Genomic DNA, 15728 nt, shown 5'->3' on the forward strand with positions numbered 1-15728 from the left:
ACACCACTCTGGCTCCTTCGAGTAGTCATAACTACTCGGAGGCAAATTGGCAAGCGTTATGAGAGGGCATGGAAAATGAAGAGCGCATCGCCAAAAAGCACATGCCCGGCATCGTCAGGCGCTATCGGGCCCTGGCGGGCTTGTCGCAGCAGCAGCTCGCCGACAGCATGGGCGTGAGCAAGGGCTTTATTTCGGCGCTGGAAGGGGGCAGGAGCGTGCCCAATCTCGACATGCTCGTGGTGCTCGCCTCGGCGCTCAATGTGCGGCCAGGCGAGCTTGTGGACGCCATGGTGGAGGCGGCGGGAAAGGAGCACCGGGCGCCGGGGACTTGCCCCAAAAACTGAGCCCCGCCAGAAGGCCGGACGGCGCTCCTGGCGGGGCTTGGTACGCGGGGTGAGGGGACGGGCTCTACGGCTTGAGGCCCATCTTGTTCACGGCCTGCATCCCGCCCATGGAGTTCACCGTATCGGTGATGCCGTTATTGGCGAGGATGAGCAGGCTCTCATAGGCGCGCAGGCCCGAGTTGCAGATGAGGGCCACGGGCCGGTCGCGCGGGATTTCGCCCATGCGGGCCTTGAGCTCTTCCAGCGGGATGGAGTGCCAGTCGGGCTCGCGGTCCTGGATGGCCTTGCCGGCCTTGGGCGGGCGCGTGTCCATGAAGAAGATGTTGTTTTCCTTGCGGTGCTTCCAGAGTTCCATGAACTCGTCGCCCGTGACGGGCCGGAAGCGCCCGGAGAGCACGTTGTCCGCCACGTTGGCCACCGTGTTCACCGCGTCCATGGCCGCGGCGAAGGGCGGCGCGTAGGCGACCTCGAGGTTGGAGATGTCCTCGAGCACGGGCCTGGCGTACTGGAGCACGCCGGCCACGGCGTCGATGCGGGCCTTGAGCGCGTCGCCGTCCACGCAGGCGCCCTGCAGGCCGAGCACGCGGCGCGTGCCCTTCTCCACCACGATCTCGAGGCTCATCATCTTCTTTTCCGGGTAGAAATGCGCCCGGTCCAGCTGCTCGATGGCCACGCCCACGGCGTCGAAGCCCGCGGCGCGCGCCTTGGCGGGCGTGAAGCCCGTGCCACAGAAGGACATGCCGAAGAGCTTCACCGCCCAGGTGCCCACATAGCCGGGGAAGGTGGCGTCCACGCCGGCCAGGTTGGAGCCGATGACCCGGCCCTGGCGGTTGGCCTCGCTGCCCATGGGGATGTAGCCCGGCTTGCCGGTGATGATGTTGCGCACGGCCGCGCAGTCGCCGCCCGCGTAGATGAGCGGGTCATTGGTGCGCAAATGGTCGTCCACGAGGATGCCGCCGAAGGGCGCCACCTCAAGGCCGGCGGCCTTGGCGAGCTGGCCGTTGGGGATGAAGCCGGCCGCGAAGATGACGAGTTGCGCCGGGAGCTCGCGCTTGTCGGTGATGACCTTGGTGACGAGGCCGTTCTCGCCCTCGAGGCGAACGACCTTCTCCGAGGTGTAGACCGAGACCTTGTTGGCCTCGCACTCGTGCTGCGCCATGAGCGCCAGCGTGTGCGAGAGCGCGCCGGGGAGGATCTGGTCCATCATCTCGACCACGCTCACCTTCACGCCCCACATGTCGGCCAGCGCCACGGCCGCCTCGAGGCCGATGAAGCCACCGCCCACGATGACGGCCTCGTTCACCTTGCGCGCCTCGCAGGCCTCGCGGATGGTGCGGGCCGCCTCCAGGCGCGTCAGCGAGAGCACGTGGCCCAGCTTGGCCCCTTCCACGTCAGGCATGCGCGGGGTGGCGCCGGTGGCGAGCACGAGCTTGTCATAGGGCAGCACTTCCTCGCGGTTCTCGTCCAGCTTCTGCACGAGCACGGTCTTGAGCTTGCGGTCGATGGAGACGGCGCGCGTGCGCGTGAGCACGTTGACGCCCTTGAGCGCGCGGAAAAATTCCGGGTCGCGCACCACGCCGGCATTGGTGGCCCGCAGCTCGTCAAGGTTCTGCACCTCGGCGGACACATAGTAGGGGATGCCGCAGCCGCCGTAAGAAATAAAGGTATTCTCGTCCACAAGGGTCACTTCGGCATCCGGCGCAAGGCGCTTGCAGCGGGCGGCCGCCTTGGGCCCCAGCGCAACGCCGCCGATGATCAGGATCTTTTCCGCCATTGAGTCCTCCCTTGGCTTGGATTTTGTAGGCATTGTTGTGCAGACACATGGAATTACGCTGTGCAGCCGCGTGTCCTGCTGCATCCGTAATGCCGAAATTATCCGTCAAAAACAGCCTTTTCGGTGCTGGCTGCGTCAGAGAAAAATTTCCTTGGTCGAGTACTTAAGTACACTCCCTGCGGAAATTTTTATCTTCCTTGCCAGCACCGAAAAATCTTATTTTTTAGGATTCTTCCGGCACCAGCATCCGTCTTCCGCTTCGCTCCAGACGGAGCATGGGATGTCCCTACCCCCAGGACTAAGGCGCCCCTTTCGTATAGGCAGCGCTGCTCTAAAGGCACGGCTCGCAATTCACGCATTGCGGTCAGTTTGCGGGATTCCCCTCGGCTTCCCGGCTTTCCGCAAGGGCTTCCGTAAAAAGCTCGCGCCGCGCGGCCAGCTTGTCGCGCGCGTCGGTGATCTTTTCGGCGCGCTCGCGCTCGCGCGCCACCACTTCCGCGGGGGCGCGGCTCACAAAGCTCTCGTTGCGCAGCTTGCGGTTCACCTCGACCATGTCTTTTTCCAGCTTGGCGAGCTCCTTGTCGAGGCGCGCCAGCTCGTCCGCAAGGTCCACGGCGCCGGCCAGCGGCACGATGACCTGGCAGCCGCCGGCCACGGCCGAGGCGGCCGCCTTGGGCGCGGGCTGGCCTGCGTCGATGACAAGCTCCTCGAGGCGAGCCAGCGTCTCGATGCAGACGCGGTTTTGCTCGAGGATGCGGGCCTGCGCCTCGTCCGCCGGGTGCAGCAAAAGGCGCACCTTGCGCGTGGGGCTGATGCCGAGCTCGGCCTTGATGGTGCGCACGGCCACGATGACGCCCTGCACGAATTCCATGGCCCGCGCCTCGCCCGGGCGCACGCAGCCGGGCCGCGCCGGCGGGTAGGCCTCAAGCGCGATGTCCGTGGGCGCGTCGCCCGCGGGCACGGGGAGCGCCTGCCAGATCTCGGCCGTCACAAAGGGCATGATGGGGTGAAGCAGCAGCAAAATCTCGCGCAGGGTCAGCCAGAGCACATATTGCGCCCGGGCGCGGACCGCCGGGTCCTCCGAGGCCATGTCCGGCTTGGAAAGCTCAAGGTACCAGTCGCAAAACTCGTTCCAGAGGAACTTGTAACCGCATTGCGCGGCGTCGTTGAAGCGGTAGTCCTCCAGCGCCTGGTCCATGTCCAGCTTCACGGCCTCGAGCCGGTCCAGTATCCACGCCTCGTGCAGGCTCACCGGGCCGGAGAGGTCCACGGGCGCGGGCGCCGTCTCGGGCAGGTTCATGAGCACGAAGCGCGCCGCGTTCCAGAGCTTGTTGACGAAGTGGCGGTAGCCCTCGATGCGCTCCTCCGAGAGGCGGATGTCGCGCCCCATGGCCGCGAAGGCCGTGAGCGTGAAGCGCAATGCGTCGCACCCGTATTTTTCGATCATGGCCAAGGGGTCGATGCCGTTGCCCTTGGACTTGGACATCTTCTGCCCCTGCGCGTCGCGCACGAGCGCATGGAGGTAGATGTCGCGGAAGGGCGGCTCGCCGAGGAAGTGCTGGCCCATCATCATCATGCGGGCCACCCAGAAAAAGAGGATGTCGAAGCCCGTCACGAGCACGCTGGTGGGGTACCAGCGCTTGAGCTCGGGCGTCATTTCCGGCCAGCCCAGGGTGGAGAAGGGCCAGAGCGCGGACGAGAACCATGTGTCGAGCACGTCCTCGTCCTGCGTTAGGTCGTGGCTTCCGCAGCGCGGGCAGGTCTCCGGCGCGGTCTCGGCCACGATGAGCTCGCCGCACCGCTGGCAGGTCCACGCTGGGATGCGGTGCCCCCACCAGATCTGGCGGCTGATGCACCAGTCGCGGATGGTGTCCAGCCAGTGATAATAGGTCTTGAGCCACGTCTCGGGGAAGAGGCGCGTGAGCGCGGGCACGGCGGCGCGCGCGGCCGGCGCCATCTTGGTGGTGGCCACGAACCACTGGCGCGACACATGCGGCTCGACCACGGTGTGGCAGCGGTAGCAGCGGCCCACGGCGTGGTTCAGCTCCTCCTCGCCGCGGGCGAGGCCGGCCTCCGCAATGTCCTCCACAATGCGCTTGCGGGCCTCATCCTTGGCCAGGCCCGCATAGGGGCCCGACTCCGGCTTCATGCGGCCGTCTTCGTCGATGACCTGGAGAAATTCCAGCCCGTGGCGCTGGCCGAGCAGCCAGTCGTTGTGGTCGTGCGAGGGCGTCACCTTGAGCGCGCCCGTGCCGAACTGGCGGTCCACATAGCTGTCCGCGATGACCGGGATCTCGCGGCCGAGCACGGGGACGACCACGCGGCGCCCCACAAGGCCGGCATAGCGCTCGTCCTCGGGATGCACGCAGACGGCCGTGTCGCCGGGGATGGTCTCGGGCCGGGTCGTGGCGATGACGATCTCGCCGTCGCCGTCGGCGAGCTTGTAGGCAACCTTCCAGAGGCGGCCGGGCTGGTCCTCGTGCTCCACCTCGTCGTCCGCGAGCGCGGTGTGGCAGCGCGAGCACCAGTTGATGATATAGTCGCCGCGGTAGATGAGACCCTCGTTGTAGAGCTGCACGAAGACCTTGCGCACGGCCGCGGACAGGCCGTCATCCAGCGTGAAGCGCAGGCGCGACCAGTCCACCGAGCAGCCCAGCGCCGCGATCTGCTCAAGGATGCGGTGCCCGTAGTCGGCGCGCCACTGCCACACGCGCTCCACGAAGGCCTCGCGGCCGAGGTCCTTGCGGCTCTTGCCTTCCTTGGCCAGCGCGCGCTCCACCACGTTCTGCGTGGAGATGCCGGCATGGTCCGTGCCCGGTATCCAGAGCACGTTCTTGCCCTTCTGGCGCGCGTGGCGGCAGAGCACGTCGATGAGCGTGAGGTTGAGGGCGTGGCCGATATGCAGGGCGCCGGTCACGTTGGGCGGGGGGATGACGATGGAATACGGCTCGCCCGGGGCGTCCGGGCTCGGGGTGAAAGTCCCGCTTTCTTCCCAGTGGCTGCGCCACCGGCGTTCCACGTCCTTAGGCTCATAGCCCTTGGGGAGCGTCTCCGCCATCTTGCATTCTCCGTGAAAAGGCGGCAATAGTGCGCCATGCAGCGCGAAAGCAGCGTCCACATCCTGTGGGATGCCTCCCACATCTGGGGCCTCATGGCCTGGCGCGCCCTGCGCGCCCTGGGCGTGCCCTCGCGGCTGGTCAAGGCTAAAGAAATAGCCGATGGCGCGCTTTCTGGCAAGCCGGGGCACCACGGGCGCGCCCGCCTCCTGCTGGTGCCCGGGGGCAGCGCGGGCCGCAAGGCGGCCTTGCTGGGCAGGGCCGGCCGCGCGGCCGTGCGGGACTTCGTGCGCGAGGGCGGCGCCTACCTCGGCTTTTGCGGCGGCGCCGGCCTCGCACTGAGCCCCGCTGCGGAGGCGCAAGGGGCCCGAGCACGCCCCGATGAAGCCCCGCTCGGCCTCTGCCCATGGACGCGCGCGCCCTATGTGCGGCGCTTCCAGCACCTCATCTCCGGGCACCTGCTCGCCAGGACGGGGGACGCGGAGGGCGACCCTTCCGGGACGGCGCCGGGGCATGTGTCGCTGCCCGTATGGTGGCCCGGCCGCTTCGCGCCGGAAAGCGGCGCGCCCGACGTGACCGTGCTCGCCACGAGCGTCGGCCCCGACGCCGACCTCTGGCTCGCCGACCTACCCCTTGCCGGCATTTCCGCCCGGGTGCTGGAGACCTGGCGCAACTGCTACGGCGTGGACCTCTCGCCGGACTTCCTCGAGGGCCAGCCCCTTGCCGTGTGCGGCAGCTTCGAGGCGGGCCGCTACCTGCTCAGTTATTCGCACCTCGAGACGCCGGAAAGCCCGGCGGCCAATGCGTGGCTCGCCCGCATCCTCGGCGGCTTCGGCATTGCGGTTGCTCGCGCCCGGGCCGTACCCGCGTGGGAGCTGGACTGCGATGCTCCGTTGCCTTCCGCCGGGGGAGTGGGCCCGGCGGCCTCGGCGCGCCGCGCCTGCGCCCGCATCCGCGCCCTGCTCGAGCTTGGCGTCACGCAGCGCCTCTTTTTCCGGCGCACCTCATGGCTCTTGGGCTGGCGCGCCGGGCTGCCCGGCATGGCCTGCAACAACCTCATGGCGGCCTTTGCGGAACTTGCGGAAGTGGCCGAAGCCCCTGCGGAGGGCGCGGAGCGCAACGCCGCCCGTGCAGCGCTGGACCGCCTCTGGAGGCGACTGGGCCCGCGCTTCGACAGCCTGCTCGACCTGTTCGCGGACGGCGCCGAGTCGTGGCTCATGGCGAGCCGCCTTTCCGACCTGCTCTCGCCCACGCTGCCGCACGCCGTGGACGCCCGCGGCCTCGCGCATCAGCGCGCGGCCCTGTTCGGCCACCCCATGCGCGGCGGCGGCCTTGCGGAAGAGCTGCTCCAGATGGCCGAGGAGGGCATTTATACGGCGCAGGCGCTTGCCGGCCCATTCGAAGGCGCCGCCAGCCCCCCCGCGTGCCACGCTTCCAACGCGCAATGAGGCAGCGCGCCCCTGACGCTTTTATCGGACGCTTTAGACGCCGGCCCGACCCATGCGACTTTGACACACTTGCTTTCCTCACCCTATGATACGGAGGCCTTCGGCATGTTCGTGGCTGCCGCAGGCAGGCCACAGCCATGCGGGCTCCGCACGCATGCCCAGACTGAAACTCTTTTCAACCAGCAGTCACAGAGGAGTACATGATGGACGTCAAGATCCCGGAGGCTATCCTCGCCCGACAGCGTAAGCCCGACGGGCCCGCGTTTTATTGTCCATTCTGCAAGCGCCTTGTTGTTTCACCGAAAAACCTTACTGTTGAGACCGCGCTTTGCCCCATGTGCGCCTCCATGGAGCGTCACAGGGCATTACGTTTTCTCTATGAAAAATGTATTTCTGGCCTGAGAGAGAGAGAGAGAGAGAGAGAGAGAGAGAGAGAGTTACAGTATTGCATATAGCGCCTGAAAATTCACTTTACAAGTTCCTTGCCTCCTTGGATATCGACTATACCGCCGCTGATCTTGACCCGCAGAATTTCCCCTTTATTCCCTCGTCAAACATCGTTCGGGAGGATGTGCTCCAGCTTTCTTTTCCTGATGCTTCATTTGATCTTGTCCTGCACAATCACGTCATCGAGCATGTGGAAGATGACATGGCATGCTTACGTGAAAGCATGCGTGTTCTCCGCAAGGGGGGCGTCTGCATCTTCAGCTTTCCCTACTTTCCTGACAGGGCCTCACTTTTCGATGCCACCGTCACTGACCCCGAAGATCGGAAGCGCCTCTACGGCTGGCATGATCATCTTCGCCGCTATGGCCATGATTTTCTTGATCATTTTCACGAGCATGATTTTTTCCCCGAGATCTTGTTCCGTAGCGGCCTCCCCTGTTCGGAGTTTACCCAGGATGAGCGCATGCGCATGAAGCTTGACGCGCATGCCCCCGCAGACTGCATCCTCTGCCTCACGAAATCCTGACTCCCATGCGTCCGTGGCGAGTGCGCGCCCCCGCCTGTGGCTGCCAGGCCACGGCTGCCCTGCGTCCCCAGGCCGACGCGCAGGCGGCGAAAACAAACGCCCCCGGTTCCGCAGGGAATCGGGGGCGAATATCGGTCTCCCGCAAGGGGAGGTGGGGGCTGGCGGAGCGGAAGGGACTCGAACCCTCGGCCTCCGGCGTGACAGGCCGGCGTTATAACCGTCTTAACTACCGCTCCGTGATGGCCCGCCCCGCAATGCGGGGTTGGCGCCGGGCCGGGCGAGTGGTGGTGGGCAGTACAGGACTTGAACCTGTGGCCCCCGCCGTGTGAAGGCGGTGCTCTACCAGCTGAGCTAACTGCCCTCCCGGAGCAATTGGTTTATTCCACTTGGGCTCATGCGTCAAGGCAAAATATCCGTAAAAAAATTTTTACGAAATATTTTTTCCAAGCTGCTGGAACTCCTTGAAAAATTTTTCCCGCCCGCGCAAAGACCCCGGCAGCGACTTGCCGTTGGGCGCGGGCGGTGTTAGTTCTTTGCGCCACACGGATGCAAGGAATGGACATGACGACCACGCGCGCATGGGGTCTCATCCTGGCCCTGGCCTTTCTTCCCCTGCTCCCCGCCGAGGCACCGGCGGCGGTCATCGACGGCAACCGCATCATGGACCAGCGCATGAGCGAGAACCTCTGCGCCCTCACCTTCGATGACGGCCCCTCCCGGTACACCGGCCACCTGCTCGACATGCTTGCCGGCTACGGCATCCCGGCCACCTTCTTCCTTCTGGGCGGCAATGCGGAGCGCAACCCCGCCATGGTGCGGCGCATCATTGCGGAAGGGCACGAAGTGGGCAACCATTCCTGGTCGCATCCCAATTTGCGGACTCTGGCGCCCGAAGCGCAGGAGCAGGAGATCAGCGCCACCGACTCAATGTTGCGCGCTCTCGGGGCAAGCCCGGCCTATCTCCGGCCGCCCTACGGCAATTTTGACGCGCATACACTCGAGATTGCACAGAACCTTGGCGTCGGCGTCATCCTCTGGTCCATGGACAGCCATGACTGGAAGCACCTGCCCGCCGATTATGCCAAGCTGCGCACCACCCGTGGCACCCAGTACGACGATGGCGAGCTGCGCGGCATCTTTCTCTTTCACGACACGCACAAGAGCACGGTAGACGACCTGCCGCGCATCATCGCCAACCTGCTGGCCGGGGGCTGCCGCCGCTTCGTCACCGTGAGCGACTACCTGGCCGCCGCGCTCGACCCGGAGCCGGGCCTGCTCATGACGCGCCACCCCAGGGCGCCCTTCCCCGCGCCCGAGCTGGCCGTGCAGCACCGCCGCATGCAGGCGAGCGAGCCCGCCCTGCCCCTGGCCCGCTGCAGCCGGCCGTGGAACGCCACCATCGCGCGAACAGCCCCGCCGCAGCCGTTGCGCGGGAGCTCCGTCACCACAACGCCGCTTGACGACATCGACGACGCCCACGCGGCCGACGATTCCCGCGCCGCCGCGGAAATCTAGGCGCCCCCTCATTCCGCAACGCAAGTGCAGGCTCCGCGCTCTTTCCGCCCCTGCCTCAGGCCGGGAAGACCTGCGCCTCATACCAGAAGAGACGCGCTTGCGGCAGCCGCCACGCGCCCACAGGCACACCGGCCTTGACGCAAAGGTGGTCAAGATAGGCCTCCCTGCTCCAACCCTGTTCCACCGGCACCTGCGGCAGGAAGACGCCGGTCCTGCCGGCATATTGCAGGGCAACGCCATGGCGGCCCACTTCCACGAGCCCAGGGTCCGGGCAGGGCGTGAGCTCGTCCAGCACAGAGATTTCAAGCTCTGCCCGCTCCCACTCGCGGGCCGTGAGCGGCGGGAAGCGCGGATCTTCCAGCGCAGCGGCCCGCGCCATTCGCCAGACATTCTCCTCCAGCGGCTCCCGGCCCACGATGGTGCCGATGCAGCCGCGCAGGTTTCCGCCAAGGGTGATGGTCACAAAGGCGCCGAGCGGCCGCCGGAGCACCGGGTGCTCCTCTCCGTTCGGGGCCTCAGGGCTGGACAAAGCCTCCGTGAGGCTTGTCACCCCGGGCATCACGGGCGCCGCGCCCACCGCAAGCGCAATGGACTGCCGCGCAAGCGTGCGGAGCCACGCCTTTTCCGTTGCGTCAAGATCGAATGAAAGCCCCATCTTGCCTCCCCAAGACCGCAGTGCGGTCAGCGTGTCAGGTCGCGCGGGCCTGCACCGCTGCTTTCCGGAACGGGTGGCCGCGCCAAGGACGGCAGGAGCTTCCCACACTCCTTCAGCGGCCGCAACAGCAATGCCCGGACCACCAAGGCACAAAAAAGAAATGCCACAACCATGGGTTGCGGCACCTCTTGATTCGCCATGTCTGCGTCCGCCATGCAGGCGCAGCAAGCGTTGGTACGCCTAGTCTTCGCCCTCGGCGTGGCTCTGCTTGCCCGCGCCCTTGAGGCCGTACATGGTGGTGGAGCCGGAAGACCAGAACTCCAGCACCTGGTCATTCACCAGGGCAGTGAGGATCTTCTTCACTTCGCGGGGCTTCATGTCCGGGAAAAGGGCCACGAAGTCATTGAAGTAAAACTTGGACTTGGCGGCGGACTTGCCCTTGAGGAAGTCCACAACGGTCTCTTTTTGCTGTTCCGTAACGTCGGCCATGGTATCTCTCCTGCTGAAAAAGCGGCCCGGCCGTGGAGGCCGGGCCGCAGGGAATGCCTAGAACTTGAACTGGGTGCTCTGGCGCCAGCTGTAGTAGGCGGATTCGCGGAAGTCGTCGATGAGGTGCTCGGAGAACTCAAGGCCGGTCAGCCTGAAGAACTCCTCCCAGCCGATGCGCTCCGCCCAGTCGCCCAGGCGCTCGTACTTCTCGGCATTGGCCGAGTAGACATCGATGATGTGGCGCACCGTCTTGGTGAGGGTGGGCCAGCGCGGCGGCTCGTTGGGGATGAAGGCCACCACGACCTTGGAGAACTTGGGCCAGGTGATGCGGTTGGAGACCTTGCCGCCCACCATGATGGCGATGCCGTCGCTCTCGCCGTCGGCGATGGGGAGCGCGGGGCACATGGTGTAGCAGTTGCCGCAGTACATGCAGCGGTCTTCCTTGATGGCCACGGAGTTCACCTTCTTGCCGTCAAACTCCACCTTGGTGGGGCGCACGGCGGCGGTGGGGCAGGCGGCCACGGCCAGCGGAATCTCGCAGAGCTGGTCGACCCAGGCGGTGTCGATCATCGGCGGCTTGCGGTGGATGCCCACAAGGCCGATGTCCGAGCAGTGCACGGCGCCGCACATGTTGATGCAGCAGGCAAGGGCCACGCGCACCGGCGCGGGCATGCGCATGTGCACGAAGCCGTCAAAGAGGGCGTCCATGACGGCCTTCACCGGGCCGGAGGCGTCGGTGGCCGGGGTGTGGCAGTGGATCCAGCCCTGGGTGTGGATCATGTTGCAGATACAGGCGCCCGTGCCGCCCACCGGGAACTTCTGCGAGCCGCCCTCGAACTTGCGGGAGTTGAGGTCGTCGCGCAGGGCCTTCATGGTGGCTTCGTCCTTCACCATGAATTCGATGTTGTTGCGCGTGGTCCAGCGGACGTAGCCGTCGCAGTACTTGTCGGCGATGTCGCAGATCTCGCGGATATGCGTGATGGACATGGTACGCGAGCCGCCGCAGCGCACGGTGTAGACCTTGTCGCCGCTCTCGGCCACATGCAGGAGCACGCCGGGCTCGAGGATCTCATGATAGACCCACTTGCCGAAGTTCTTGGCGATGACCGGCGGGAAGTAGTCGCTGTACTTGTGAGGGCCGATGTCGGAGATGCGGCCTTCCATGGGTTTCTTGGGATCGTACCCCGTAGAGATGAATGCCATGTCTGTGTCCCCCTTTGGCGGCTAGCGCTGATGGCGTTGACGGTAAGCGGCGAGGTCATGCGTCCAGCCGCCGGGCACTTCACTTTCCTTGAAGAAGATGAAGGGGTTGGTGCGCGGATTCTTGACCTGGCAGGGCATGGCCGGGGTCTCGGTGGCCTCGAGCAGCTTCTGGAAGGAGAGGCGCTTCATGGTCTCGCCCACGCGCTCGCGGTTCTTGCCTTCTTCCATCCACCAGTCCCAGATCTTTTCGATGACTTCCTTGATGTCATCGTAGGGCTCTTCACAGGAGATGAAAGGAATGAGCACCGAGCCCATCTGCGCGCCGTCCACGACCGGGGCCTTGGCGCCGACCAGGATGCAGGCGCCGCGCTCATCGCCGATGTGCAGGGCCTGGGGCATGGTGTTGATGCAGTGCATGCAGCGCACGCAGTCGGAGGTCTTGATGGAGAGCTTGCTGCCGTCCCACTTCATGCACTTGGTGGGGCAGCGGGCGATGACTTCCTTCTCAATGTCGAACTTGCCCCAGTCACGGCCGGCATGGGCGCCCGCGTTGGGCTTGATCTCGCCGGCGACGTAGGCCTTGACCTTCTCCTGGTCGATCTTGATGTCGTCCTTCCATGTGCCGATGACGGCGAAGTCGGAGCGGGCCATGGCGCAGACGCAGCCGTTGGGGCAGCCGTCGAACTTGAACTTGAACTTGTAGGGGAAGGCCGGGCGGTGCAGCTCGTCCTGATAGTCCATGGTGAGCTGGTAGCACATGTCCTGCGTATTGTAGCAGGCGAACTCGCAGCGGGACATGCCAAGGCAGGCCGCGGGCGTGCGCAGGTTGGAGCCGGAGCCGCCGAGGTCGTTCTTCATCTCGTGGGTGAGCTGCCAGAAGATCTCTTCGAGCTGCGGGGTCTGCGTGCCGAGGAGCACGATGTCGCCCGTGGAGCCGTGCATGTTGGTCAGGCCGGAGCCGCGCAGGTCCCAGATGTCGCAGAGGGTGCGCAGGAACTTGGAGTCATAGTACTTGCCGGAGGGCTGGGCCACGCGCATGGTGTGGAAGGCCGCCACGCCGGGGAACATTTCGGGCTGGTCGGAATAACGGCCGATGACGCCGCCGCCGTAGCCGAACACGCCCACGATGCCGCCGTGCTTCCAGTGGGTCTCCTTTTCCTTGTAGGAGAGCTCCACCTGGCCGAGCAGGTCTTCAAGGCAGTCCACCGGGATCTGGTAGTCCAGATTTTTGGGATTGGCCTTACGATTGGCCGCTTCCTGTTTGATGTCGGACACGAAGCTCGGCCAGGGGCCGCTTTCAAGCTCGTCCAACATGGGAGTCGGATATTTCGCCATTGCCATACCTCCACTATGGTTTGCGTCATGCCGCCGCGCCAAACGGCGGCCGCCACTGCTTGCGGCGCGGTTCCGGCTCGCCGGTGCGCCCGCTGGTTCACGCCCCCGGCCATGCGGGGTGCGGGGGGCGCGCCCGTGCGCTCAACCCGCGCCGGGAGAACCCCCGAAACAGGAAAAGCCGGGCGAGCCGGGACTAGGCCCCAAAGGCCACAACGCGGTCAGGCCTATGTATACCTGAAATATTCGAGCCTGACAATACTTTGTGCCCGATTTTTCCCGGAATGGAGACAGTGGCGTGCGCCATGCCCAAGGTGCCGCATTGGCGGGCCATGGCGCACCCTCCCGGAGAACACACCTGCGTAAGGCTTGAAAACCGGACAAAAAAGGAGGGCGCCGCGGATGGCGGCGCCCACAGGCAAAGGAGGAAAATTTTTGCGGCAGCTCAGGCGTTGGCGGCCTTGAGCAGGTCTTCCACCATCTCGAGGGAGGGTGTGGCGCCGTCGTCAAGCCCGCAGAGGCCGCGCACAGCGAGCATGAGCATGTCGAACTGGAGCACCATCTCAGTGGCGCCGTTGTGGATGACGCAGGTCTCTCCGCGCACGGAGAGTCGGTAGGCGTGGCGGGTGCGCTCATGGCCGCGCGAGCGCACGATGTAGTATACCTGCTCACGCGTGTCCGTCACATAGAGCTGCTGGCGGGTGAGCGTGCCGGACTCCTCGTCGTACCAGGAGCACTCGGAAAACAGGCGGCCACGGAAGCGGAGGTCTTCACCGTTGTCATGTTTCAGGCAAATATCGTCCATGGATTTCTGCACAATGACCTCCCCGCTTGCGCCGCCCCGTGCCGGGGCGCTTCCCGGCTCCGTCCCGCGCCGAAAGACCAGGGACGCCGGCGCCGTTCCAGTGGCAGAACGCTAGCACCGGCCCAAAACCTTGTCAAGAAATCGCAGCAACCAGACAGCAAAAACGCAGCCAGCAGGCATTTTTACAGACTAACCTATTGATACGCCACGTTATTTGATTCAATGCACCCCGCATTTCAGCAGCCGATACCCGTATTCAGGCGCTCTCTCCATCGGATTTTCGCTGAGGCGCCGCTTCCTCCCACGAGCTTGAACCTGGCGAGTCGTTCTTGAAAACTCTTGAAACCCAATAGGTTAAGTTACCCTTTTGGCTGCGCAGCCTTGTTCTGACTTCAAGTTAAAGTTCGCATTGCGGTTTTAATGTGTTCCTTTACAGAAAATGTCTAAACATTCGCTAACCATCAAGTATTGAACATTTTTCGCGGATAGCCTCGCTTCCTTCATTCCTGCCCGGGCTTGCCTGCCCTTATGGCTGCAAAGCGGGCATAACAGCGCGCCACCGGCGAAGCGCTGTCCATGCTCTCCAAAAAGATGCCGCTCGGGGCTTGTACAGGGGCATCCAATTCCGCGCGCCGCTCCGCCCGGCTCTGCTCCCGTCTGCTGCGCACAGGTTCGGGGCGCCCCAGCGGGAGCTGCACCAGCACCTCGCTGAAGTAGGCCTGCCCGAGAAAACCATTGACCCGGGCAAGGATCTCCTCGGCGCGAAAGCGCAGCTCCTGCAGAAGCATGGCGTCCTCGGCCCCGAGCAGGAGCACGGCGCCCACGCCTTCGCGCCCGTGGCTCCCGCTCTCTTCCTTTTTGCGGCCATCGCGGTGCCCGAGCGGCCGGGCCAGCTCCGCCAGCTCCGCGCCGAGCGCCGCTTCCCAGTTGTCCCACAGTTTCTGCAGGCCGGCGCGCCCGGGAGTGCCGCCCATGGCCGCGAGCAGGGCGCGGAGACTCTCTCCCAAGGGTTCCGCCTTTGCAGGGGCGCCCCTCTCCCGGACGCGCCACGGCCGCGCGCGCCGGCTCCGCCCCACCCCGGCATCACCGTGCCAGCGCGCCATCAGGCGCCCCCGCGCTGGCGGGGCGCCCGGGCTGCCCGCTTGACCATATCAGGAAAAACGCATATGTATGCGCCCACGCGGATATAGTCGCCCCAAGGATGCCTCATGGACCTGCTCCCGATCAAAGCCCTTTCCGACGCCACGCGCCTGCGGCTCGTGCATATCCTTCTCCATTATGAGCTTTCGGTCAATGAGCTTGTCCGCATCCTCGGCATGGGGCAGTCACGCGTGTCGCGGCATCTCAAGATCCTCGCCGAAGCGGGCCTTTTGGCCTCGCGCCGTGACGGGCTGTGGGTCTTTTATTCCGCCCCGGCCAGCGGTCCCAGGCTCGCCTTTTTGCGTACGGTGCTGCCCTTCGTGCCGGCGGACGCCGCCATGCGCGCCGACCTCAGCCTCGCCGCTCAGGTACTGGAGGAGCGTGCCCGGGAGACACGCCAGTTTTTCAATGCCATCGCTGAAGACTGGGACGAGCTCAACCGCGAGGTCCTGGGGCCGCTCGACCTTGCCGGCATCGTGAGCGCGGCGCTGCCCGCCGGCTGCGGCACCGCTGTCGACCTTGGCTGCGGCACAGGGGCGGTGCTCCACCGCCTCCTGCCCGACGCCGGCACCGTTATCGGGGTGGACGGCTCCGCGCGCATGCTCGACCTCTGCCGGCGCCGCTTCCACGACGAGGAGCTGGCGCGCGGCAAGGTCTCGCTGCGCATCGGCGAGCTAAGCCACCTGCCCCTGCGCGACCAGGAGGCGGACTTTGCCTGCATCAACCTTGTGCTCCACCACCTGCCCGTCCCGGCCGAAGGCCTCGCCGAGGCGCGCCGTATCATGTCGCCCGGCGGCACGCTCTTCCTGGCCGATTTTTTGAGCCACAACGACGAGACCATGCGCAGCCGCTATGGCGACCACTGGCTGGGCTTCGACGAGGACAAGCTGCTCGCCGCGCTCGACCGCGCCGGCTTTGCCCCGGCGCAGGCCCGGCGCGAGCCCGTGGGCCGCGGCCTCACCCTGCTGCTCATGACGGCGACGGCCCGCTGAGG

Annotated in this window: 13 protein-coding genes and 2 tRNA genes; 5 read left to right on the top strand and 10 right to left on the bottom strand. The window is 65.6% G+C overall.

Annotated features, from left to right (window positions below; translation table 11 throughout):
• The first annotated feature begins 68 nt into the window (after positions 1–68).
• Positions 69–344, top strand: a complete 276-nt coding sequence (locus G7Y54_RS06280) for a helix-turn-helix transcriptional regulator (RefSeq protein ID WP_165078443.1) — start codon at positions 69–71, stop codon at positions 342–344.
• 64 nt (positions 345–408) lie between these two features.
• On the opposite strand, the gene G7Y54_RS06285 is transcribed toward G7Y54_RS06280, so the two are convergent.
• Together G7Y54_RS06285 and G7Y54_RS06290 are read right to left on the bottom strand one after the other, a co-directional pair.
• Positions 409–2118 carry an FAD-dependent oxidoreductase gene (locus G7Y54_RS06285; protein WP_165078444.1) on the bottom strand — a complete coding sequence of 570 codons (1710 nt, stop codon included), beginning with the start codon at positions 2116–2118 and terminating at the stop codon, positions 409–411.
• Positions 2119–2482: 364 nt separating this feature from the next.
• Positions 2483–5176, bottom strand: a complete 2694-nt coding sequence (locus tag G7Y54_RS06290) for a valine--tRNA ligase (protein ID WP_165078445.1) — start codon at positions 5174–5176, stop codon at positions 2483–2485.
• Positions 5177–5212: 36 nt separating this feature from the next.
• Here G7Y54_RS06290 and G7Y54_RS06295 point away from each other — a divergent pair, with 36 nt between their 5' ends.
• Entirely contained in the window at positions 5213–6622 is a 1410-nt protein-coding gene (locus tag G7Y54_RS06295; RefSeq protein ID WP_165078446.1) for a BPL-N domain-containing protein, read from the top strand.
• Positions 6623–7007: 385 nt separating this feature from the next.
• Positions 7008–7595 carry a methyltransferase domain-containing protein gene (locus G7Y54_RS06300; RefSeq protein ID WP_346773631.1) on the top strand — a complete coding sequence of 196 codons (588 nt, stop codon included), beginning with the start codon at positions 7008–7010 and terminating at the stop codon, positions 7593–7595.
• Positions 7596–7754: 159 nt separating this feature from the next.
• On the opposite strand, the gene G7Y54_RS06305 is transcribed toward G7Y54_RS06300, so the two are convergent.
• Together G7Y54_RS06305 and G7Y54_RS06310 are read right to left on the bottom strand one after the other, a co-directional pair.
• Positions 7755–7831 (bottom strand) — tRNA-Asp (locus G7Y54_RS06305).
• Between the two features lie 49 nt (positions 7832–7880).
• Positions 7881–7956, bottom strand: a tRNA-Val gene (locus G7Y54_RS06310).
• A 200-nt stretch (positions 7957–8156) separates the two neighbouring features.
• Between G7Y54_RS06310 and G7Y54_RS06315 the strand changes: the two genes are divergently transcribed.
• Positions 8157–9110: a polysaccharide deacetylase family protein gene (locus G7Y54_RS06315; RefSeq protein WP_165078448.1), complete on the top strand. Its 954-nt coding sequence runs from the start codon at positions 8157–8159 to the stop codon at positions 9108–9110.
• A gap of 55 nt (positions 9111–9165) precedes the next feature.
• Here G7Y54_RS06315 and amrA read toward each other — a convergent pair whose 3' ends face one another.
• The 6 genes from amrA to G7Y54_RS06345 form a co-directional block, all read right to left on the bottom strand.
• Complete coding sequence (amrA, locus tag G7Y54_RS06320; RefSeq protein ID WP_165078449.1) at positions 9166–9765, bottom strand: AmmeMemoRadiSam system protein A; 600 nt, start codon at positions 9763–9765, stop codon at positions 9166–9168.
• 240 nt (positions 9766–10005) lie between these two features.
• Positions 10006–10254, bottom strand: a complete 249-nt coding sequence (locus G7Y54_RS12605; RefSeq protein ID WP_165078450.1) for a dissimilatory sulfite reductase D family protein — start codon at positions 10252–10254, stop codon at positions 10006–10008.
• Positions 10255–10311: 57 nt separating this feature from the next.
• The gene (dsrB, locus tag G7Y54_RS06330; protein ID WP_165078451.1) at positions 10312–11457 is read right to left on the bottom strand and encodes a dissimilatory-type sulfite reductase subunit beta; all 1146 of its coding nucleotides are present in this window, start codon (positions 11455–11457) and stop codon (positions 10312–10314) included.
• 21 nt (positions 11458–11478) lie between these two features.
• On the bottom strand, positions 11479–12792 hold the full coding sequence (gene dsrA, locus G7Y54_RS06335; RefSeq protein WP_165078452.1) for a dissimilatory-type sulfite reductase subunit alpha: 1314 nt from the start codon (positions 12790–12792) through the stop codon (positions 11479–11481).
• A 442-nt stretch (positions 12793–13234) separates the two neighbouring features.
• On the bottom strand, positions 13235–13606 hold the full coding sequence (locus G7Y54_RS06340) for a hypothetical protein (protein ID WP_241159399.1): 372 nt from the start codon (positions 13604–13606) through the stop codon (positions 13235–13237).
• Between the two features lie 488 nt (positions 13607–14094).
• Positions 14095–14601, bottom strand: coding sequence for a DUF721 domain-containing protein (locus G7Y54_RS06345; RefSeq protein WP_241159400.1), 507 nt, complete (start codon positions 14599–14601; stop codon positions 14095–14097).
• A 201-nt stretch (positions 14602–14802) separates the two neighbouring features.
• On the opposite strand from G7Y54_RS06345, the gene G7Y54_RS06350 reads away from it, so the two are divergent.
• The gene (locus G7Y54_RS06350; RefSeq protein ID WP_165078454.1) at positions 14803–15726 is read left to right on the top strand and encodes a metalloregulator ArsR/SmtB family transcription factor; all 924 of its coding nucleotides are present in this window, start codon (positions 14803–14805) and stop codon (positions 15724–15726) included.
• The last annotated feature ends 2 nt before the right edge of the window (positions 15727–15728 follow it).

It is taken from the genome of Desulfovibrio sp. ZJ746, assembly GCF_011039155.1.
Classification (GTDB): Bacteria; Desulfobacterota; Desulfovibrionia; order Desulfovibrionales; family Desulfovibrionaceae; genus Desulfovibrio.